The following is a 20,741-nucleotide window of genomic DNA, read 5'->3' as shown; positions in this document are numbered from 1 at the left end:
CCGGTCACGCGGTGCGGGCACGCCACCGAGCTCCGTGTGACAACGCACAAAATGTCGGCGCCGCCCGGCTGGCCCGATTGACCGGCTCCGGAGGGTCTGACACGCTCACGGGCGTGCGGATTCATCATCTCAACTGCGGCAGCATGGCCCGGGGAATGGTCGATCATTGCCTGCTCATCGAGACCAAGGGCGGACTGGTCCTGGTGGACACCGGGTTCGGCCTGGGTTGCGTGCGGGATCCCGGGACCATGCTCGGGCCGAGCAGGTTCGTGCTCGGCGCGAAACTCGCCGAGCACGAGACGGCGTTCCGGCAGATCCAGGGCCTGGGATACGACCCGGCCGACGTGCGCCACATCGTGCTCACCCACCTCGATCTCGATCACGCGGGCGGGCTGACGGATTTCCCGGAGGCGACCGTGCACGTGCACGGGCCCGAATTCCGGGCGGCCACGGCCGTGCGCACTCGATCGGAGCGGATGCGCTACCGGGCCCAGCAGTGGGCGCACGGGCCCCGCTGGATGGTGAACGAGATCGACGGCGGCGAGGAGTGGTTCGGCTTCCGCGCGGTGCGGGACCTGCCCGGGCTGCCCCCTGAGATCCTCGTGGTGCCGTTGCACGGCCATACCCGGGGTCATGTGGGGGTCGCGGTCGATACGGGCACAGGATGGCTGCTGCACGCCGGGGACGCCTTCTACGTCGGCAGTGAAATCGACCCGGTACGGCCGAATACCCCCTTGATCTGGCGGGCGTACGAGCTCGGCTCGATCGCCGGGCTGCCGTTCCGGGAGAACCGCCGCAGACTGCTCGAACTCAACCGCGAACATGGCTCTGACATCACGATATTCAGCTCTCACGACGCGGAAGCGTTCGCGCGCCTGGCGAGTTCGCGGGTCCGTCCGGCGCAGTAGCGAGCGGCGAATTCGGAGCGTGAGTGAGTTCACGGGGACCTTCTGCGTGATTCGCGGGCCCGAATAGGGCACCATGGTTATATGACACGTAATGCGCCCCAGCTCGATTCCGCTGTGCCGGACGCGCGCCCCGATCAGATCGCTCGGATCGTGGCGGCGTTGGCCACGCTCGGCGGCCCCACACCGCAACTTCTCGGCGAACCCTCCGGTGGTACGCACTTCCGGGCGGTCTACCGCGTCCTGCCCGACGGCCGGGTCGAACGAGGATTGGCGTGACAGGTCGCACCGCGCGACGCCCCACCGGGGCGCGTGAGGATGCGACCGCGTCCGAAGCCGCGTTCACCGGGCGGTTGAGCACCCTGCCGCCCGAGGCCGCGGAGTTGTTCGTCTACGGCACGCTGCAATTCGGCCCGGTGGTGCGGGAGCTGCTCGGGCGGATGCCCGAGGCCGATGTCGCCGTCGCGCGCGATCTGCGGGTGGCAGCCCTGCCGCAGCGGGTCTACCCAGGGCTCGTGGACGAGGCCGGTCGCATGGCGGGCGGGCTCGTACTGAGCGGACTGACGGCCGCCGACTGGCGGACCCTGGACGCCTTCGAGGACGACGAGTACGTCCTGCGCCCGGTCGAACTCGTGCGGCGTGAGGAGCCGATTCCCACGTATGTGTGGACCGCGGCCGCGGCCAGCGCGGATTGGCTGCCGGAGGAATTCGCCGCCGACCATCTGCCCGGCTACATCACGAAATGCTCCGACTGGCGAGCCGAGCAGGCTCGCGCGGGGCGGTAACGGCTTTACCCGCGTGAGATGACAGCGTCGCATCGCGACCGCTGTCCGGCGTGTTCGCTGTCACAACGAAGGTCGCACCCTGCATACTCGATGCCCATCGGGAGCATCGAAAATTGCGCAGGATGCTCAGTTTTCACTTCATCGGTTGTTCATATCGCGCAATAGAGACACGATGGCTGCGTCGAATGCTCAATATGCGAAGGCGCCCACACGCGCCGATCGGACGGGTGAACTGATGACCGAGTTGGCCGACCGCACACAGGTCCCGGCGCCGTACGACCTCGCCGACCGTTACCGGGTCGATGCGGGAACCGTTGTCCTGACCGGAGTCCAGGCGATCGCCCGACAGCTGGTCGAACAACATATGCGGGACCTGCGGGCAGGGCGGCGGGTGGGGACCTTCGTCTCCGGATATCAGGGCTCGCCGCTGGGCGGCGTGGACCGGATGCTCGCCGGGATGCCGCAGGTGCTGTCCGACCACGATATCCGATTCGTGCCGGGCCTGAACGAGGAGTTGGCCGCGACCTCCGTCTGGGGCAGTCAGGCGCGGCTCGAGGCGGGGACCTCACGTTACGACGGCGTGGTCGGGGTCTGGTACGGCAAGGGGCCGGGGCTGGATCGCGCGACCGACGCGCTGCGGCACATGACCGTCTACGGGGTCAACCCGGGCGGCGGGGTGCTGCTGCTGGTCGGTGACGATCCGGCGGCGAAATCCTCCACGGTGCCCGCGGTGTCGGAACGATCCCTGGCGGCGATGAATATTCCGGTGCTGTTTCCCCGCAACGCGAGCGAGATCATCACGATGGGCCTGCACGGGGTCGCGCTGTCGCGGGCTTGTGGCTGTCCGGTGGCGCTGAAGATCGTCGCCGATGTGGCCGACGGGGCCTGGACCGTGCCCGGATCGGTGGGGGACATCGATATCGTGGTGCCCGAAATATCATGGGATGACCGGCCTTTCACCTATGTGCAGCGCCCGATGGCGGCTCCGTCGGACAGCCTGCTCGGCGAGGCGGAGCTGTACGGCCCGCGCTGGGCGATCGTGCGGGAGTACAGCACCCGCAATCATCTCGATGTCATCGAGGTCGACCCGGCCCGGGCCGAGATCGGAATCGCCGCCACCGGAACCGCATTCGATGCCGTGCGCCAGGCGCTCACCGATCTGGGCGTGGACGACGCGGCGCTCGAGCGGGCGGGAGTGCGGCTGATGCGCGTCGGGATGCCGTATCCGATCGCTCCGGAACGGGTGCGGGAGTTCGCCTCCGGGCTGTCCCGGGTGATCGTGGTCGAGGACAAGGTGGCGTTCCTGGAGACACAGATCCGGGAGATCCTGTATGGGACGCCTGATGCGCCTGAGATTCTCGGCAAACTCGACGCTACCGGTGCTCCGCTGTTCCCCCGGGACGGTGAATTGACCACCGGACGCGTCCTGGCGCCGCTGCGCCGCGTGCTGGACGGTCACTTGAAGATGAAACGTTCGCTGCCCCAACCGCTGTCACTGTCCGTGCTGCCGGCCCAGCGCGCCGCCTACTTCTGCAGCGGTTGCCCGCACAACCGCTCTACCGCGGTGCCCGAGGGCTCCCTGGCCGGGGGCGGAATCGGCTGCCACACTCTGGTCACCATGTCCGGACGTACGGACAGCAAGGTCATCGGGCTGACCCAGATGGGCGGCGAGGGTGCGCAGTGGATCGGGTTGGCGCCCTTCACCGATGTGCCGCATCTGTTCCAGAACGTCGGTGACGGAACGTATTTCCACTCCGGGCAGCTTGCCGTGCAGGCATGTGTGGCAGCGGGAGTGAACATCACCTACAAGCTGCTCTACAACGACGTGGTCGCGATGACCGGCGCGCAGGACGCCGAGGGTGCGCTCGAGGTGCCCCGGCTCACACACAAGCTCACCACCGAGGGCGTGCGGCAGATCATCGTCTGCGCCGACGAACCGGAGAGGTATCGCAAGCGCGACCTCGCGCCGGGAACGCTGCTGTGGCACCGCGATCGGCTCGACGAGGCGCAGCGGACGCTGCGCGAGATCCCGGGTGTGACGGTGCTGATCTACGACCAGCACTGCGCCGCCGACGCGCGGCGCAAGCGCAAGCGTGGCGAGCTGCCCGTGCGGCGCACCCGCGTGCTGATCAACGAGGCGGTCTGCGAGGGCTGCGGTGACTGCGGAGTACAGAGCAACTGCCTGTCGGTGCAGCCGGTGCAGACCGAATTCGGTCGCAAGACCCGTATCGACCAGACCTCCTGCAACACCGATTACAGCTGCCTACAGGGCGATTGCCCGTCGTTCGTCACGGTCGAGCTGCCGGAGGGCGGTAAGGAGACCGGAAAGCTCGAGCGATCCCGTCCGGAGCCGCCGCTGCTGCCCGAGGTCGACACCGCCACCTCGCACGCCACCCACAATGTGTTCCTGGCGGGCATCGGTGGCACCGGCATCGTCACCGTCAACCAGGTGCTGGCCACCGCGGCCCTGCGCGCCGGGTACGAGGTGGCGGGCCTCGACCAGATCGGAATGAGTCAGAAGGCCGGTCCCGTGGTGTCACACCTGCGGTTCGCCGCTGGCGCGGTGGAGCCCTCGAACCGGCTGACCCCGGGCTCCGCGGACTGCATCCTGGCCTTCGATCTGCTGGCGGCCGCGGAGGCGAAGAATCTGGCGTACGGATCGGTGGAGGTCACCGTGTCGGTCGCCTCGACCAGCCCGACGCCCACCGGGGCGATGGTGTACGACAAGTCGGTCGGCTATCCGGAGACCGAGGAACTGCTGGCCCGGCTGTCCGGAGTGTCGCGGTCGGTGACCTCTTTCGACGCGCTGGCCGCGGCGGAGGCGCTGTTCGGCAACACCGCGGCCGCCAACTTGCTGCTGGTGGGCGCGGCGTATCAGGTGGGCGGGCTGCGCCTGCCCGCCGCCGCGATCGAGGAGGCCATCGAGATCAACGGCGTCGCGGTCCGGGCCAATATCGCGGCCTTCCGCTGGGGCCGGGCGGCGGTCGCGCGCCCGGACGAGTTCGCCGCCGCGATCCGGAACCACTCCGCACCGCGGCCCGGCAAGCCGGTACCGGCGGAACTTCTCGACGGTCTGAGTGCGACGGGGGAGACGCGACGACTGGTCGAACTGCGCGCGGCCGAACTCGTCGGATTCGGCGGTACGCGTTCGGCGCGCGAGTATGTGGTTGCGATGCAACATATCTGGGAGGCCGAGCGAGCCGCCGGCGAGCGTACCGAATTCAGCGAGCAGGTGGCGCGCGGGCTGTACAAGTTCACCGCGTACAAGGACGAGTACGAGGTCGCCCGCCGGCTGACCGATCCGGAGTTCCTGGACGAGGTCGCCGCGGCGATCCCGGACGGCGCCAACCTCACCTATCGCCTGCACCCGCCGATCCTGCGCGCCCTGGGCCGCTCCGAGAAGATCGGTTTCGGCCCGCGCGCGCATATCGCCCTGCGCTTGCTGGCGAAGGGAAAGCGGTTGCGCGGCACCGCCTTCGACCCGTTCGGTCGCACCCGCGTCCGCCGGGTCGAGCGTGTGCTGCTGGCTCACTACACCGAGATGGTCCGGACTCTCGCGGCCACCTTGTCCACGGACTACGACCGTGCTGTGACGGCGGCCGCCCTGCCCGACGTGGTCCGCGGCTACGAGGAGATCAAACTCGCCAACGTCGAGATCTACCGGGATCGCCTGCGCGAGTTGGGCATCGAGCCACCGGAGCTGCCCTGAAACAGTCGTTGCCGGAACGCGGGCTCGAGACGATCAGAACGCGGGACGGCGCTCACGGGGGACCAGCAGGCACAGCAGCGCGATGAGCAGCCCACCGCCCAGTGCGTACAGACCCCAGGCACCGGTGAGCAGGTGCTGGTAGTCGTTGCGGAGCTGGTGGTCGAAACTGCCGTCCAGTCGCCAGGCCAGCACGCCCACGGTGACCAGGCCGACCACGACGCCCAGCCAGCCGAGCAGGCGCGAGCCGAACAGCGCGGCCAGCAGCACGACCGCGGCGACACAGAGCACGACCAAGGCCAGTGACGACTGGAAAGTGACCGACTGGGACTGGATCTGATCGAGCGAGCGCCCGGCGGGGAATCCGTCGCGTAGCTCGGTGAGCCGCACATGACGAGCCTCCACCGTGCCGATGAGCGGCCCGAAGGCACTCACCGCCACCGCGACGGCACAGACCAACAGCAGCAGATGGACGAAAGTGCGCATACCACAGGGTAGGGCGCGGCGACGGATTGCGCCCCTGTGACTCGGCCCAGCTGACGCAAGGACGCCAGGGGGCGCGGCGACGGCTCGCACCGCCCGGCGGCCTGCCGATGCTCGATGCCGCGCACGTTGCTCGGGGCGACACCTCTCGGATCGCAGCGCGCCCATCCGAACGAACCCGGATGGGCGCGAGGCATATTCGATCGGGCATCGCCAGCGGTCGGCTCAGCCGACGCCGGCCTTCACGCGGAACGCGTGCGGTTCGATCGCGCCGCGGATCAGCGCCCGCTCGTCGACCGTCTCGGCGCGGTAGGGCAGCCGCGACAGGGTTTCGACCATCTTCGCCACCGGATCCGCGAGCACCTTCGGGGTACCGAAGATGAACGTCCACTCGTGTTCGTCGCTGACGTACGGCACGACGGTCGGGAACAGGTCGTGGAACCGGTCCCATGAACGCTTCAGGGTCTCGTTACGCCACATGGTCTGACAGCCCGCCTGCGCCGCCAGCACGCCGCCCTCGGCCAGCAGGGCCCGGCAGCGCTGCAGGAACTCGTCCTCGTACAGCCGGTTGTGCTGCGCGTCCTCGACCCGCTCGTCGGGCAGGTCGATACAGATCATGTCGTAGCGCACGCCCGCCGCCTCGGCCTCGGCCAGGAAGTCCCAGCCGTCGGCGTAGTGCATCTTGATCGGGCCGGCCTGTGCGACCGCCTCGGCCAGGTCGGCCTCGGCGTAACCGTAGGGGAGGTGCTTGGCGCACAGCTCCACCTCGAGTTGGTCGATGTCGACGTGATCGACCACCGCCGCGCCCGCGGCCACCGACATCTGCGAGGCGACGCCCTCGCCGGAGCCGACGATCAGCACCCGCTCCAGCTTTTCCGCCAGCGCGTAACCGGGCACCAGCATGGCCTCGTGATAGGTCAGCTGGGAGAACTCGGTGGACTGGCGGTCGTCATCGGAGAACAGGCTCACACCCTGATCGGTGCGCGCGATCACCATGTGCTGGAACGGAGTTCGTGTATCGACGATGACATCGTGCAGATCCCACACGCGGGTCAGGCCGTCGCCGACCGGCTCGTGGATCCGCCGGGCGTTGCGCCCGCGCTGCACCACCTCCATATGGACCGAGCCCGGTGAAAGCTCCTGCTGCAGAAGCTCGACCGCCTTGGTGGCGCCGGCGCCCAGGCTGCCACAGGTGAATACGTCGACGAAGATGTCGCCGGATTCCGGATACGTGTGGATCGAGGCATGCGATTCCGACAGCAGCGCCAGCACCGTGACGCCCATCGGCTCGAACTTCTTGTGCACCACATCGCATATCGTCACCCCGGCGGCGATCAACGATTTTCGAAGCGCTGCTTCGAGTCGTTCGAGATCGTCGCACAGGGCCGCGTCGACACCACCGAACTCGGCCAGCACGTGCCAACCGGTGAATTCTGCCGTCATGGCTAAACTCACTCTCGCTCAGCGCCGATGACATGAACAGTCAAAGGCGGAAAACCGTTGAAGGACACCGACGAATAACTCGCCGTATAGGCGCCGGTATCGAGGATCCGAACAGGATCACCGGCACGCAGCGTGGTCGGCAACAGGACCCGCGTGCGTTGATAGAGTACATCGTCCCCGTCGCAGGTCGGACCGGCAATTACCGCCTCATCGCTCGTGTCGCCGTCTCGTGAGGTTTCGATCCGGTAGGCGATGTACTCGTTCTCGGTTTCGGCCATTCCGTTGTAGCGGCCGATATCGAGGTATATCCAGCGCCGCCCGTCCGGCGCCGTACGCACGTTCACGACCTCGGCGTGGATCACACCGGCGCTGCCCACCAGGGCGCGGCCGGGTTCCACCACCAGATCGGTGTGCTCCGGGAGATGGCGGGCGACCGCGTCCGCGATCACCGCGCCCAGTTCGGACAGTTCCGGGGCCTTGTCGACATATGAAATCGGCAATCCACCACCGATATTCACCGAATTCACCGGAATATCCTTGACCGCCAACGCCTCCGCGATGGCGCCGGCCTGTTCGACGCCGATCCGCCAGGCCACCGGATCCAGTTGCTGTGAGCCGACGTGAAAATACGGGCCCACCGGCGTCAGGCCCAGGTCGCGCGCCCGAACCAGCAGGCGTATCGCCTCACTGGGCGCGCAGCCGAATTTGGCGCCGAACGGCGTCCGCGACTCCGGCGCCGAGGACAGGAAACGGCACTCCACGTGCGATCCGGGGGCGTGCTCGGCGATGCGAGCCAGATCGTCCTCGGTGTCGAAGGCGTAGCGGCGCACACCCGCGGCATGGGCGTGGGCGATATGCGCGGCCTTCTTGATCGGATTTCCGTAGCAGAGGGTGGCCGGGTCGATGCCCAGGCCGATGCACTGATCGATCTCACCCACGCTGGCGACGTCGAATTCCGCACCTTCGGCGGCCAGTAGCCGGATGATCTGCGGCACGGGAGAAGCCTTGACCGCGAACCGAATTCGTGCTGTGGGTAGGGCCGACCGCAGTGCGCGGTAGTTGTCGCGCACCCGATCGAGATCGATCACGAGACAGGGCGACTCGGGCGCGTGTGTAACCAGCAATCTAAGGGAACTCTCTTTCTTCCGGGCAGCCTCCCACGACAGACAGCGAGCGAGAGCGTATCAGCGAGAAGGCATGCGAAACGAACCGGCGATGAGGTGAACCGGAACACGTGTGCGCGACGTCACGGCGGTCGGGCTGCCACGCCTCGGGGCGAGAACGGCTAGCGGGACACGCGACGGACGCACACGTCGCCGGGTTTTCGGCGCAGGATAATGCTCATCCCACACTCACCGTCACCGTGTCGAACACCACTTCACCGGCGGCGTCCGATTCGGGCAGGTCGACCACGGCGTCCAGGGACCAGCCGTGATCACCCGCGGGATCGTCGAGCACCTGACGCACCCGCCATAGATCGGGCTCCTGCTCGACCTGGAACAGCCGTGGGCCACGCGCGGCCGGACCGATGCCGATCTCGTGGTATTCGGTGAAGTAGGCCGCCAGCTCGGACTCCCAGTCCGGTCCGTCGTCGAGTTCGTCCAGGGCGTCCCAGCGGCGCAGCGCCGCCAGCTCCACCCGGCGGAACATCGCGTTGCGGACCAGCACCCGGAAGGCGCGCTCGTTGGCCGAGATCGGGCGCACGGTTTCCGCGCCGAAGGCGAGCTGCTGCGAGTCGTTCTCCGCGCCGGGATTGGTCAGCTGCTCCCACTCGTCGAGCAGGCTCGAATCCACCTGGCGCACAAGCTCACCCAGCCATTCGGTGAGATCCTCGAGCTCCTCGGTGCGCGCGGATTCGGGCACCGTGCGGCGTAGCGCGCGGTAGGCGTCGGCCAGATAGCGCAGCACCACGCCCTCCGAGCGGGCCAGCTCGTAGTTGCTGACCAATTCGGCGAAAGTCAGTGAGCGCTCGATCATTTCGCGAACCACGGACTTGGGCGAGGGGCTGAACTCCGATACCCACGGATGGCCCGCGCGATAGGTCTCGAAGGCCGGTTCGATCAACTCGGCCAGGGGTTTGGGCCAGGTGACCTCTTCGAGCAGCTCCATGCGCTCGTCGTATTCGATGCCGTCGGCCTTCATCTCGGCGACGGCCTCCCCGCGTGCCTTGTGCTGCTGGGCCATCAGCAGTTGGCGCGGGTCCTCGAGCGTGGACTCGATGATCGACACGACATCCAGGGTATAGGTATGGGCGGAGTTGTCGAGGAGTTCCAGGGCGGCCAGTGCGAACGGCGAGAGCGGTTGATCGAGGGCGAAATCGCGCTGAAGATCGACTGTCAGACGCGCGTGGCGGCCCTGAGCGTCGGGTTCGGCGAGCTGCTGCACCACACCGGCATCCCGCAGCGCGCGGTACAGGCGAATCGCCTTGACGATATGTTTGCGCTGCGCCGGGCGCGGCTCGTGGTTGTCCTCCAGCAGGTGCCGCATCGCGTAGAAGCAGTTGCCGGGCCGGGCGATCACATTCAGCAGCATCGCGTTGGTGACCTGGAAGCGGGACACCATCGGCTCGGGCTGGGCCGCCACCAGACGATCGAACGTCTCCTCCGACCAGGACACGAACCCGTCCGGCGGTTTGCGCAGCTGCACTCGCTTCTGCTTCTTCGGATCGTCGCCCGCCTTGGCCCGCAGGCGGGCGTTCTCCACCTCGTGTTCGGGCGCCTGCACCACGACCGTGCCCATGGTGTCGTAACCGGCACGTCCGGCGCGCCCGGCGATTTGATGGAATTCGCGCGATTTGAGCCTGCGGGTGCGTACCCCGTCGAATTTGGTCAGGCCGGTCAGCAGCACCGTGCGGATCGGAACGTTGATGCCGACGCCGAGAGTGTCGGTGCCGCACACCACCTTCAGCAGCCCCTCCTGGGCCAGCCGCTCCACCAGACGACGGTATTTGGGCAGCATTCCGGCGTGGTGCACGCCGATGCCGTGCCGGATCAGCCGCGAGAGCGTCTTGCCGAAACCGGTCGCGAAGCGGAAGCCGCCCAGTGCCTCGGCGATCGCCTCCTTCTCGGCCTTCGAGGAGAAATTGACGCTGGTCAGCGCCTGCGCGCGCTCTAGCGCGGCGGCCTGGGTGAAGTGCACGACGTACACCGGCGCCTGGCTGGTGGTGACCAGATCCTCGAGGGTTTCGGTGATGGGCGTGCGCACATACGAGAACATCAGCGGCACGGGGCGTTCGGTGCCGCTGACGATCGCGGTCTCGCGTCCGGTGCGGCGGCGCAGATCCTCCGCGAAGAAGTCGACCTCGCCGAGGGTGGCCGACATCAGCAGGAACTGGACCTTCGGCAGCTCGATCAGCGGCACCTGCCACGCCCAGCCGCGATCCGGATCGGCGTAGAAGTGGAACTCGTCCATGACCACCTGGCCGACATCGGCGTTCGCGCCCTCGCGCAGCGCCATATTCGCCAGGATCTCCGCGGTGGCGCAGATGATCGGCGCGGTCGGATTCACCGCCGCGTCCCCTGTCACCATGCCGACCTTGTCCGCGCCGAACACCTCGCACAGGGCGAAGAACTTCTCGCTGACCAGGGCCTTGATCGGTGCGGTGTAGTAGCTGCGCTCCCCGCGATTGAGCGCGGCGAAATGCGCGCCGACCGCGACCATGGACTTACCGGAGCCGGTCGGGGTGGACAGGATGACGTTGGCGCCTGTCATCAGCTCGAGCAGCGCCTCTTCCTGCGCCGGATACAGCGTCAAGCCCTGATCGGAGGCCCACTCACCGAACGTCTCGAACAGCCAGTCCGGGTCCACATCGGGTACCGCCTGGTCGGGTACGAGGTCGGACAGCTGCACGGGCGAGGAGTCTAGTGGCTCGGACAGGGAACCCGGGCATCGGATCAGAGCTGCTCGCCCTCGCCCGGCGCGTCGGAGCCATCGATGCCGTCGAAACCGCCCTGTTCGGCCAGGAAGCGCTCGAATTCGGCGCCGAGCTCCTCACCGGTCGGCAGGTCCATTTCACCGGCCAGGAGGCTGGACTGCCGCTCCTGGGAGGTCACGAAGCTGTCGTACTGGCGCTCGAGGGCCTGCACCACCATCTCCACCTCGGAGTTGCCGGCGATGTGCTCGTTGACCTGCTCGCGCACCCGCGCGGCGGACTCGCCCAGCGCCGCCAGGGGCAGATCCAGCCCGGTGTTGTCGGCGACGTTCTCCAGCAGGGTCTGCGCCGCCTCCGGATACGCGGTCTGCGCCAGGTAGTGCGGCACGTGCACCGAGAAGCCGACCGATTCGTGGCCGTGCTGCGCCATCCGGTACTCCAGCAGCGACGACGCGCTGCCTGGCACCTGCAGCTCACCCGGCCAGCGCTGATGCTCGCCGATCAGATCGCGGTCGTTGGAGTGCGCGGTCACGCCCAGCGGGCGGGTGTGCGGGATCGCCATCGGGATCGCGCTGAGCCCGATCGTGCGGCGCACCCCGAGCTGCTCGGCCAGCAACCGCACCGCGGTGACGAACTTCTCCCAGCGCAGATCCGGTTCCAGGCCCGCCAGCAGCAGGAACGGCGTGCCCGCGGTGTCCTTGACCGCCCAGAGAGACAGCTCCGGCTCGGCGTACTCGGAGAAGTGATCGGTCTTGAAGGTCATCAGCGGACGACGCGAGCGATAGTCCAGCAGCTCGTCCACGTCGAAGGAGGCGACCAGCTCGGCCTCGAGGCTCTCCCGCAGATGCGTGGTGGCCAGGCGAACCGCGTGACCGGCGTCGGTGAACCCCTCCAGCCCGTGCACCAGCACCGGGCCCTCGCCGTCGGCAGACGACAGCTGCGGAGCGGGAAACTCCAGCTCGTACATATGCGACTCGTAGTCCTCCATCGAGTACTCCTTCCTGCGTGGTCCGCCACAAGCGGCCCGGCGGCGGGACAAGGCGCCGAGATGGCCCGGGTGACCACCCCCATTGTCCCTCATGTGCTTCCGACTCCGCGTTCAGCGGGGGACCGTACCGCTGACAACGCCCCAACCACCAATCCCCATTCCCTGTAATTTGGCCTCCGCTTCGCTGCGGCGGGTTTTCGGCGCCCTGGGGCTCGTCGGTGGTTACGTTATCGACGCATCGCGCGAAGTGTTTCCGGCGTGGCGGCTGGGGGTCGGGAGTGGGGTTCGGCATAGTGTGCGGCGTGAAACTGCCGGAGACACCGGGTACACGGGGGCGTGCGACCGGGCTGGCCTGGGTGGCCGGGTGCGTGGTGGTGGGGTGGGTGCTCACTGCGTGCGGGTCGTCGGTGCCGGGGCATCCGTCCGGTCCGGCCGGCAGTGCGACGCCCGAGGCGACCAAACATGTCGGGGCGGATCTGGCGGTGCTTCTTCCCGGACAGTCGCAGTTTCCGGCTACGTACCAGGCCGTGGTGTTGCCGGCGCCGCACACCGCGCAGGCCGCGGCCGATCTGACCGGGATTCCGGTCGGCTCGACGGTGGATCCCGCTGATTGTGTGGCGCCGCCGCCGGCGGATCCGCACCAGGTCGCGGTCGTGGTCGGTACCGACGAGAACACCAGTGCGACCATCACCGTCGAGCTGAGCCGCAGCCCCGAGCCGCTCGATCGGTTGCGGGCGCAGCTGGGGCAGTGCGGCACGGTGCGGGCCCGGCACGGCGCGCTGGTCACCACCGTCACCACCGAGCTGGATCCGCCGCCGCCGGTGAACGCCGACGACTCGCTCGCGTGGAGCCGCACGGCCGGCGGGCAGCGGGGCGGGGCTGGGCTGACCCGCTTCATGCGAACCTTGGCCGCGCAGGTCGGCGATGTGCGGATCACCGCCACCTACCTGAGCTTCGGCCATGACGCGCCCGATATGGAGGCGCTGGATCAGGTCTTCACCGCGACGGTGGGAGATGTGCGCAAGGGGTGATCGGGCATTGTGGTCGGGGGTTGGGCCCGGCTGCTCCCCGCTCGGACCTTAACAGCGGGGTCCGACACGAATCGTCTTGCGAGACCGCCGGATCGGCTGGCTGTACACAGGTCGGCGGTTATCCCCAGGTCTGATGAACGCCCAGCTCATCACTCCGGGACCGAATCGTCCGGCGGTCATCGTGGACGCATGACAACCGCTATCGACACCACACCCGCCGCCCGGACGGACGATTCCGGCCCCGCCCCGGCTGCCCTCTCCAGGGCTCCGGGCGCTCTCGAGACGACTCCGTGCCGGTTCGCGCTGCACGCGGACGACCCGGCCGAATGCATCGCCGCCATCCCCGCGCTCCTGGGCTTCGCGCCTCGGCGATCGGTCGTGGCCGGTCTGCTCCAGCATTCGCCCGGACGGCCCGGCCGGGCACAGCTCGCGGCGGTGGCCTGCCACGATCTGGATCGTCCGGGTGAGTTCGCCGAGCTGGCCAGGAATCTGGCCACGATCTGCGCGCACGAAAACGCCATCGGCGTACTTGTGCTGATCGTCGACGATCGTGCCGGCACTCCACGCGGGCCGTGGGCGTCCTGGCATCGCGACTTGGTCGCGGCCATCGAATGCGCCCTCACGGCCGAGCAGATCGTGCTGGACGACGCATGGGTGGTACCCGACATCGCCGAAGGGTACGCGTGGTGGGACGTGCGCGATCCGACGCTGTGCGGGGTGCAGACCGACCCCGCCGCCTCGGCGCTCGCGGGAAATCACGCGTGCTGCGCCCACCCGTGCTGCGAACGCGCTCCGCAGACCTCATCGGCCACCGCGCGCACCCTGGTGGCGCCCGATGAGAGGCTGACATCCGAGGTCGGTGAGCTGCTCGAACAGGTCGAGGAGGATGCCGGTGAGCGTTTCCGCGCGGCCGTGCGCCACGACGCGATGGACCGGTATCACCGGGAAACCCTGGCCGCGGTACTCGACCGGATATGCGCGGCCAACGACGCCGGTGACGCTGATACGCGGGGAATCGCGAGCACGGCGGTCGCGCTGCGGAACAAGACCGTGCGCGACGCCCTGTTCGCCGTGGCCGGCACCGAATACTCGGAGGCCGCCGAGCGACTGTGGTCCCGAATGTGCCGCGCCTTGACCGGACCCGATCGAGCCGAGGCGGCGGCGCTCCTGGGATACAGCGCCTACACCCGCGGCGACAGTTCGCTGGCGGCGGTCGCCTTGCAAGCGGCGGCGCAGTCCGATCCGGACCACACCATGGCCCGCCTGCTCGACACGGCGCTCACCACCGGGATGTGCCCGAGGGCGGTTCGCGTACTCGCGTGCAGCGGTCGCACGATAGCCGCCGACCTGGGTATCGAACTCGATGTGCGGCCTGGTTGGCTGCCCGGATGAGCGAGCGTGCCGTGGGTACGGTGTGCCGCGCTGGCGGCGGAGGGTGCTGGCGGTGTGGAGCCGTGAGCGAGCGTGCGTGGGTACGGCGTGCCGCCCGCGCGGCGGAGCCGAGTGCCAGCGAAGTGGAGCTGTGAGTGCTACCGGGCGCTGTGCGCGCGGTCGCCGAGGGATTGCAGGAATGCCCAGGCGTCGGTGACGATCTCGTCGAGGTCGTTGTGCCGCGGCTGCCAGCCCAGTTCGGCGATGGCGCGTTCGCTGGAGGCGATCAGCACCGCCGGATCACCCGCCCGGCGCGGCGCGTCGACCGCCGGGATCGGGCGGCCGGTGACCCGCTCGCAGGCCGAGATCACCTGGCGCACCGAGAATCCGGTGCCGCTGCCGAGGTTGCAGATGCGGTGTTCGCCCGGACGGGACTGGGCCAGTGCCAGCAGATGCGCCTGCGCCAGATCCCGGATGTGGATGTAGTCGCGGACCGCACTGCCGTCGTCGGTCGGATAGTCGGTGCCGAACACCGAGATCGATTCCCGGTGGCCCAGTGCGGTCTGCAGGACCAGCGGAATGAGATGGGTTTCCACTACACGGTTCTCGCCGAGCCCACCGTAGGCGCCGGCGACATTGAAATAGCGCAGGCTGGTCGCGGCCAGCCCGTGCGCCACCGCATAGGAGGTGATGGCATGGTCGATGGCCAGCTTCGACGCGCCGTACGGATTGGTCGGCCGGGTAGGCGCGTCCTCGGTGATCGGCACCTGCTCGGGCTCGCCGTAGACCGCGGCGGTCGAGGAGAACACCAGCCGCTCGGTTCCGGAGTGGCGGATCGCCTCGAGCAGGGCGAGGGTCTTGACCACGTTGCCGTGCCAGTACTTCTCCGGCTTCTGCACGGACTCGCCGACCAGCGACTGCGCGGCGAAATGCAGGACGCCGTCGAAGGATTCGGATTCGACCAGCTCCACGCCGACAGTCGCGATATCGCCGTCGACGAACTTGGCCCCGCTGGGCACGCCCTCGGCATTGCCGGTGGACAGGTCGTCGACCACGACGACCTCGTGACCCTCCTCGATCAGCACCTGCGCGCAGACGCCACCGACGTATCCGGCGCCACCCGTGACCAGAAGTTTCATACTCGGGTTACCTCAGACCAATTTCACTTGGACGGCGTGAGCCATCTCGTCCGACAATTCGAATCCACCATGCCCGGGCACCGAGATGACCACGACACCGGGCTTGGTCTCCACGGTGACGCGGGCATCGGGGACCACGCCCACCTCGCGGAGTTGATTGATGGTCTCCGGGTCGGTCTGGATGTGCTCGGACAGCCGCCGGACCACCACCGCGACCGTCTGGCCCGCGGGCAGATCCGACAGGCGCATCAGCCTCTCCTCGGCCGATCCCTGGGCCGACACGCCCAGCTCGTCCAGTCCGGGGATGGGATTGCCGTAGGGGGAGGTGGTGGGGTTATTGAGCACTTCGACGAGGCGGCGCTCGACATCCTCGCTCATCACGTGCTCCCAGCGGCAGGCCTCGGCGTGCACGTTCTGCCAGTCCAGCCCGATCACGTCCACCAGCAGGCGCTCGGCCAGCCGATGCTTGCGCATGACCGCGACCGCCATCGAGCGGCCCTTCTCGGTCAGCTCGAGGTGACGGTCGCCCGCGACCAGCAGCAATCCGTCCCGCTCCATGCGGGCAACCGTCTGGCTCACCGTCGGGCCACTCTGCTCGAGGCGTTCGGCGATCCGCGCGCGCAGCGGCGTCACGCCCTCCTCCTCGAGGTCGTAGATGGTACGGAGATACATCTCCGTGGTGTCCACCAGATCTTTCACCTGTTACCCCTTCGTCGGGACGAATTCTACTCACGCACGGCCGCCGTCCCGCGCGTCAGCATATTTCGTTTGTCCTGCGGAAACGCCGAGGCAACCGGGCACGGCCCGGTGGCGCCGGAATCCGGCGCGCCGCACTGCCTAGCATTTGTACTGCATACCAACGACAAAAAGTGCCCTCCGCTTCCCGTGTTCGGTCGCAGATCACATCGAGGCCGTCCAGGGGTCCTGTGCATTAGCGTTGTCCGCATGGCAAGCCGACCGCGCAGCGACGCCACCGTGGTGTGGACCGACCGGTTCCTGGAATACACCTGGACCCCGGAGCATCCGATGAAACCGGCCCGGCTCCGGTTCACGATTGCACTGGCACGTGCCCTGGGACTGCTGGAAGGGGTGGAGTTGCTGGCTCCCGCCCCGGCCGGGGAGGCGGAGTTGCTGCGCGTGCACACTCCCGCATATCTGGAGGCCGTCCGGCACGCCGAGCCCGCGGCGCCGGGGGCCCTGATCCCGGAGTCCGCGCCGTACGGGCTGGGGACGCAGGACAATCCGATTTTCCCGAGGATGCACGAGGCGGCGTCGGTGATCGTCGGCGGTACCCTCGCCGCGGCCGGGGAGATCGCCGCGGGCCGCACCCGCCGGGCGGTCAGCATCGGCGGCGGCATGCATCATGCGATGGCCGAGGCCGCATCGGGATTCTGTGTCTACAACGACGCCGCCGTGGCCATTTCCTGGTTGCTGGACAACGGTTTCGACCGCATCGCCTATGTCGATGTCGACGTGCACCACGGCGACGGCGTGCAGCGCGCGTTCTACGGCGATCCACGGGTGCTGACGATCTCGATCCATCAACATCCGGCCACACTGTGGCCCAATACGGGGTGGCCCGAGGAGATCGGCGCCGGTCCGGCCGAGGGGACAGCGATCAACCTGGGCGTGCAGCCCGGCACCCGCGACGCCCAGTGGCTGCGCGGTCTGCACGCCGTCGTGCCCGGCGCGCTGGCCGCGTTCCGGCCGCAACTGCTCGTCGGTCAGTGCGGCGTCGATACCCACCGCGAAGACCCCCTCGCCGACCTGGCGTTGACCGTCGACGGCCAGCGCGCGGCGTTCCTGGCGATGCGCGAGTGGGCCGACCGCTACGCCGAGGGCCGCTGGCTCGCCGTCGGCGGCGGTGGATACGGCGTGGTCCGGGTGGTGCCCCGGGCCTGGACCCATCTGCTGGCAACGGCCCTGGACCGGGATATCGACCCGGCGACCGCGACGCCGGCCGAGTGGATCGAGCAGATTCACACCTACGCGCCCGCGGTCGAACCGCCCCGCACCATGGGCGACGGCACGCCGCCGGAGTTCACTCGCTGGGACGGTCCCGGTGGTGCGCCGGACACCGGCGACCCGCGCGCGGACCGAGCCCAGCGCGCGATCGACACCGCCGTGCTGGCCACCCGCCGGGCGGTATACCCGCTGCTCGGCCTGGATCCGGAGGATCCCCGTGACTGATTCCGATCACCCCGGCGCGGGAACGAGCGCGACACCGCCGGAACCGGATGCGGCGGCCGGCGCGGATGCGCCCCCGGGCTGGCTCGCGGCATTCGGCCCCGATACGCCCGAAGTCCCGCCGCCCCCGCCGCAGCATTGGGTCGCCGACGTCCTGGGCTCCGACGGCGGAGTGGTGCGACTACGCCCGATCACCCCGGATGATGCCGCGGCGATGCAGCTGTTCCATGCCCGTCTGTCCGACCGCACCCGTTATCTGCGGTATTTCGGGCCGTATCCCCGCATGACGCCCAAGGACCTGTACCGGACCTCGCATGTGGACTACCACAACCGGGTGGGCCTGGTGATCGAACTGGGCGCGGAGATCATCGCGGTCGGGCGTTACGAGCTGTTGCCCGAGCACCCGGGCCCGCGCGCCGCCGAGGTGGCGTTCGTGGTCGCGGACGCGCATCAGGGCCGTGGCCTGGGCTCGATCCTGCTGGAACATCTGGCCGGGGCCGCCGCGGAGAACGATATCGACACCTTCGTCGCGGAAGTGCTGGCCGAGAACAACGCGATGGTGACCGTCTTCCGGGACGCGGGCTATCAGGTGCAGCGCAGTCGCGACGGTTCGGTACTGCATCTGGAGTTCGCGATCGACCCCACCGAAGCGCTGCTGTCGGTGCGTGATTCGCGCGAACGAGCCTCGGAGGCGCGTAGCGTCGGCAATCTGCTGCACCCCCGGTCGATCGCGGTCATCGGTGCGACGCCGTCCCCGGGCCGGGTCGGCGGGGTGGTGCTGGCCAATCTGCTGTCGGGGTTGTTCCAGGGCCCGGTGTTCCCGGTGAATCCGAATCGCACCTCGGTGCGCGGGGTCCGGGCGTACGCCACCGTGCGCGATATTCCGGACGAGGTGGATCTGGCCGTGGTCGCGGTCCCGGCCACCCGGATCTCCACCGTCCTGGACGACTGCATGGCCAAGGGAGTCAAGGGCCTGGTGGTGCTGACCGCCGGATTCTCCGAGACCGGCCCGGCCGGATATGCCGCCGAACGGGATCTGGTGGTCGCCGCGCGCGGCCACGGCATGCGGGTGGTCGGGCCCAGCGCGCTGGGCATCGCCAACACCGATCCGGCGGTCTCGCTCAACGCCACGCTGGCCTCGGTCCTGCCCGGGCGCGGGCGGGTCGGGTTCTTCTGCCAGTCCGGGCCGTTGGGCGCGGCGATTCTGGCCGAGGCCGCCGCGCGCAGGCTGGGCCTGTCCACCTTCGTCTCGGCCGGAAATCGCGCCGACGTGTCCGGTAACGACCTGCTCCAGTACTGGGACTCCGACCCGAATACCGATGTGGTGCTGCTGTACCTGGAGACGTTCGGCAATCCGCGTAAGTTCTCGCGGATCGCGCGGCGGGTCGCGCGCACTAAACCCATCGTCGCGGTGAGCAGCGGACGTAATGGCGTCCGCACCGCCTCGCCGAGCGCGTTGGAGCGCTCGGTGGAACGCGACCTGTTCGCCCAGGCCGGAATCGTGCAGGTGGACACCATCTCCGAACTGTTCGACTGCGCGATGCTGCTGGCCTACCAGCCACTGCCGAGCGGGCCGCGCCTGGCGGTGATCGGCAACAGCGCCGCGCTGGCATGGCTGGCGGTGGACGCGGCACGGGGTGAGGGACTCGAGGTCGGCGAACCGGTGGATCTCGGACCACAGGCCGGGCCCGAGGACTTTCTCACCGCCACCGCGGCGGCCGTCGCGTCCGACGAGGTGGACGCGGTGATCGTGATCTTCGCACCGCCGGTGTCGACCCCGTCGGCGGCCTACGCCGAGGCCATCCGGTCCGCGGCCGGACCGGGTGTGGACGCTGATTCGACGCCCACCACCGTCCGCAAACCCGTGCTGACCACGTTCATCGCCGATTTGGGCATGCCGAATCTGCTGGCCACCAGAGGGATCGGCGGCGCGGTGGAGTCCGGTTCGATCCCGTCGTATCCGGATCCGGAACGCGCCGCGCGGGCGCTGGCCCGCGTGCAGCGCTACGCCCAGTGGCGCATCGCTCCGGCCTCGGCCACGCGCCGCCCTGCCGATATCGATGCCGAGCGGGCACGGAATCTGGTGGAGGAGTGGATGATTCGCGCGCCTGGCGGCGAGTGGCTGGGTGATCTGGAGGCGGTGCGGCTGCTGGACTGCTACGGCATCCGGGTGGTCGAGTTCCGCGAGGCCCGCGACGCCGACACCGCGCGGGAGGCCGCCGAGAAGCTGGGATATCCGGTGGCAGCCAAGGCTACCGGTGAGATGTGGCGCAACCGGCCCGATCTCACCGGGGTGCGCCTGGATCTGTGGCGCCCCTCGGCGGTGGAGCGCGCCTACGCCGACCTCGCCGAACTGTCCGGCAACCAGGTCGTGCACGTGCAGAAGATGGCCGTCAAGGGCGTCGGCTGCGTGCTGCGGGTGCAGGACGACCCGTCGTTCGGGTCGGTGATCAGCTTCGGCCTGTCCGGCACGATCATCGATCTGCTCGGCGACCGGGTGTATCGGGCGCTACCGCTGAGCGAGGCCGAATCGGCCGCGCTGATCGACGCGCCGCGCGCCGCGCCACTGCTGGCGGGCAAGTCGGGAGTGCCAGGCAAGACCATCGGCGAACCCGTGGACAAACGCGCCCTGTCCGAACTGGCGCAACGCATCTCGGCCATGTGCGACGACCTGCCCGAGATCCGCGAACTGTCGATCGAGCCGATCCTGGCCTCCCCGCAGGGCGCGGCGATCCTGTACGCCCGCGTCCGCATCGGCCCCGAACCCAGCCGCTTCGACATCGGCCCGCGCCGCCTGGCGTGAACCCATCCGGGCCGTACCACCAGAGGCCC

15 protein-coding genes are annotated in these 20,741 nt (G+C 68.7%); 8 read left to right on the top strand and 7 right to left on the bottom strand.

The window, feature by feature from the left end:
* The first annotated feature begins 113 nt into the window (after positions 1-113).
* From JZ791_RS15705 to JZ791_RS15690, 4 genes are all read left to right on the top strand, one after another.
* On the top strand, positions 114-908 hold the full coding sequence (locus JZ791_RS15705) for an MBL fold metallo-hydrolase (RefSeq protein ID WP_216895479.1): 795 nt from the start codon (positions 114-116) through the stop codon (positions 906-908).
* Between the two features lie 81 nt (positions 909-989).
* Positions 990-1,184, top strand: a complete 195-nt coding sequence (locus JZ791_RS15700) for a hypothetical protein (RefSeq protein ID WP_216895477.1) — start codon at positions 990-992, stop codon at positions 1,182-1,184.
* Positions 1,181-1,690 carry a gamma-glutamylcyclotransferase family protein gene (locus JZ791_RS15695; protein WP_216895475.1) on the top strand — a complete coding sequence of 170 codons (510 nt, stop codon included), beginning with the start codon at positions 1,181-1,183 and terminating at the stop codon, positions 1,688-1,690. Before JZ791_RS15700 ends, JZ791_RS15695 begins: the two co-directional genes overlap by 4 nt.
* 235 nt (positions 1,691-1,925) lie before the next feature.
* Entirely contained in the window at positions 1,926-5,399 is a 3,474-nt protein-coding gene (locus JZ791_RS15690) for an indolepyruvate ferredoxin oxidoreductase family protein (protein WP_216895473.1), read from the top strand.
* Positions 5,400-5,432: 33 nt separating this feature from the next.
* Here JZ791_RS15690 and JZ791_RS15685 read toward each other — a convergent pair whose 3' ends face one another.
* The 5 genes from JZ791_RS15685 to JZ791_RS15665 all read right to left on the bottom strand — a co-directional run bounded on the left by JZ791_RS15685 (position 5,433) and on the right by JZ791_RS15665 (position 12,181).
* Entirely contained in the window at positions 5,433-5,882 is a 450-nt protein-coding gene (locus JZ791_RS15685; RefSeq protein ID WP_216895471.1) for a hypothetical protein, read from the bottom strand.
* 222 nt (positions 5,883-6,104) lie between these two features.
* The gene (gene speD / locus JZ791_RS15680; protein ID WP_216895469.1) at positions 6,105-7,322 is read right to left on the bottom strand and encodes an adenosylmethionine decarboxylase; all 1,218 of its coding nucleotides are present in this window, start codon (positions 7,320-7,322) and stop codon (positions 6,105-6,107) included.
* Between the two features lie 8 nt (positions 7,323-7,330).
* Positions 7,331-8,410, bottom strand: coding sequence for a type III PLP-dependent enzyme (locus tag JZ791_RS15675; RefSeq protein WP_308162942.1), 1,080 nt, complete (start codon positions 8,408-8,410; stop codon positions 7,331-7,333).
* 253 nt (positions 8,411-8,663) lie between these two features.
* Complete coding sequence (locus JZ791_RS15670) at positions 8,664-11,171, bottom strand: DEAD/DEAH box helicase (protein WP_216895467.1); 2,508 nt, start codon at positions 11,169-11,171, stop codon at positions 8,664-8,666.
* Between the two features lie 44 nt (positions 11,172-11,215).
* Complete coding sequence (locus JZ791_RS15665) at positions 11,216-12,181, bottom strand: proteasome assembly chaperone family protein (RefSeq protein ID WP_216895465.1); 966 nt, start codon at positions 12,179-12,181, stop codon at positions 11,216-11,218.
* Positions 12,182-12,483: 302 nt separating this feature from the next.
* Here JZ791_RS15665 and JZ791_RS15660 point away from each other — a divergent pair, with 302 nt between their 5' ends.
* Entirely contained in the window at positions 12,484-13,212 is a 729-nt protein-coding gene (locus JZ791_RS15660) for a sensor domain-containing protein (protein ID WP_308162941.1), read from the top strand.
* Between the two features lie 189 nt (positions 13,213-13,401).
* Positions 13,402-14,604: a DUF4192 domain-containing protein gene (locus tag JZ791_RS15655; protein WP_216895463.1), complete on the top strand. Its 1,203-nt coding sequence runs from the start codon at positions 13,402-13,404 to the stop codon at positions 14,602-14,604.
* Between the two features lie 137 nt (positions 14,605-14,741).
* Here the strand turns inward: JZ791_RS15655 and galE are convergent, their stop codons facing one another.
* Complete coding sequence (galE, locus tag JZ791_RS15650) at positions 14,742-15,722, bottom strand: UDP-glucose 4-epimerase GalE (protein ID WP_216895461.1); 981 nt, start codon at positions 15,720-15,722, stop codon at positions 14,742-14,744.
* A 12-nt stretch (positions 15,723-15,734) separates the two neighbouring features.
* A complete protein-coding gene (locus tag JZ791_RS15645; RefSeq protein WP_216895459.1) occupies positions 15,735-16,421 on the bottom strand; it encodes an iron-dependent transcriptional repressor DtxR in 687 nt (228 codons plus the stop codon).
* Between the two features lie 246 nt (positions 16,422-16,667).
* Between JZ791_RS15645 and JZ791_RS15640 the strand changes: the two genes are divergently transcribed.
* Together JZ791_RS15640 and JZ791_RS15635 are read left to right on the top strand one after the other, a co-directional pair.
* Positions 16,668-17,912 (top strand): acetoin utilization protein AcuC, encoded by a 1,245-nt coding sequence (locus JZ791_RS15640; protein WP_216895457.1) that lies wholly within the window; start codon positions 16,668-16,670, stop codon positions 17,910-17,912.
* Positions 17,905-20,712, top strand: a complete 2,808-nt coding sequence (locus JZ791_RS15635) for a bifunctional acetate--CoA ligase family protein/GNAT family N-acetyltransferase (protein WP_216895456.1) — start codon at positions 17,905-17,907, stop codon at positions 20,710-20,712. Before JZ791_RS15640 ends, JZ791_RS15635 begins: the two co-directional genes overlap by 8 nt.
* Positions 20,713-20,741: the final 29 nt, after the last annotated feature.

Source organism: Nocardia alni (assembly GCF_019038435.1).
Taxonomy (GTDB): Bacteria; Actinomycetota; Actinomycetes; order Mycobacteriales; family Mycobacteriaceae; genus Nocardia; species Nocardia alni.
Note: the sequence above shows the minus strand (reverse complement) of the source record. Positions and strands in the feature narration are given on the sequence as shown.

Excerpts from the sequence above, each read along its gene's own strand:
- galE (WP_216895461.1), bottom strand. The coding sequence starts at position 15,722 with ATGAAACTTCTGGTCACGGGTGGCGCCGGATACGTCGGTGGCGTCTGC.
- JZ791_RS15685 (WP_216895471.1), bottom strand. The coding sequence starts at position 5,882 with ATGCGCACTTTCGTCCATCTGCTGCTGTTGGTCTGTGCCGTCGCGGTG.
- JZ791_RS15665 (WP_216895465.1), bottom strand. The coding sequence starts at position 12,181 with ATGGAGGACTACGAGTCGCATATGTACGAGCTGGAGTTTCCCGCTCCG.
- JZ791_RS15700 (WP_216895477.1), top strand. The coding sequence starts at position 990 with ATGACACGTAATGCGCCCCAGCTCGATTCCGCTGTGCCGGACGCGCGC.
- JZ791_RS15690 (WP_216895473.1), top strand. The coding sequence starts at position 1,926 with ATGACCGAGTTGGCCGACCGCACACAGGTCCCGGCGCCGTACGACCTC.
- speD (WP_216895469.1), bottom strand. The coding sequence starts at position 7,322 with ATGACGGCAGAATTCACCGGTTGGCACGTGCTGGCCGAGTTCGGTGGT.
- JZ791_RS15655 (WP_216895463.1), top strand. The coding sequence starts at position 13,402 with ATGACAACCGCTATCGACACCACACCCGCCGCCCGGACGGACGATTCC.
- JZ791_RS15640 (WP_216895457.1), top strand. The coding sequence starts at position 16,668 with ATGGCAAGCCGACCGCGCAGCGACGCCACCGTGGTGTGGACCGACCGG.